The sequence below is a fragment of the Roseimarinus sediminis genome, assembly GCF_050433125.1.
Classification (GTDB): Bacteria; Bacteroidota; Bacteroidia; order Bacteroidales; family Prolixibacteraceae; genus Roseimarinus; species Roseimarinus sediminis.
Map to the genome: position 1 here is coordinate 233880 of NZ_JBNPXV010000008.1, position 331 is coordinate 234210.

A 331-nucleotide genomic window follows, 5' to 3' on the forward strand; every position below is an offset into this window, starting at 1 on the left:
CTGCCTAGAGCGTCCCGGTTTATAACCGGGAAGGTCGACAGTTAAAGCCCGTCAAAACAAAGTTAGAATTGAAATAATAGAAATGGCGAGGTAGCTCAGCTGGTTAGAGCGCATGATTCATAATCATGAGGTCGGCGGTTCAAGCCCGCCTCTCGCTACATTAAGAAAGAAAGGGTTGCAAGTTTTGCAGCCCTTTTTTGTTTGTTGTTGTAAACCAACTGCAACTTTATTTTTTAGGATCAAGCCAATTTTCTGGGGATTTACGATTTTCAAGCATAAATTTTAGCTAATCTATAAAGAAAGAAGGGGATGTTTCTTACCCCTCTGAACT

1 tRNA gene is annotated in these 331 nt (G+C 41.1%); it reads left to right on the plus strand.

The features are described 5' to 3' along the window. The first annotated feature begins 84 nt into the window (after nucleotides 1-84). Nucleotides 85-158, plus strand: a tRNA-Met gene (locus FHS86_RS12465). Nucleotides 159-331 lie beyond the last annotated feature (173 nt).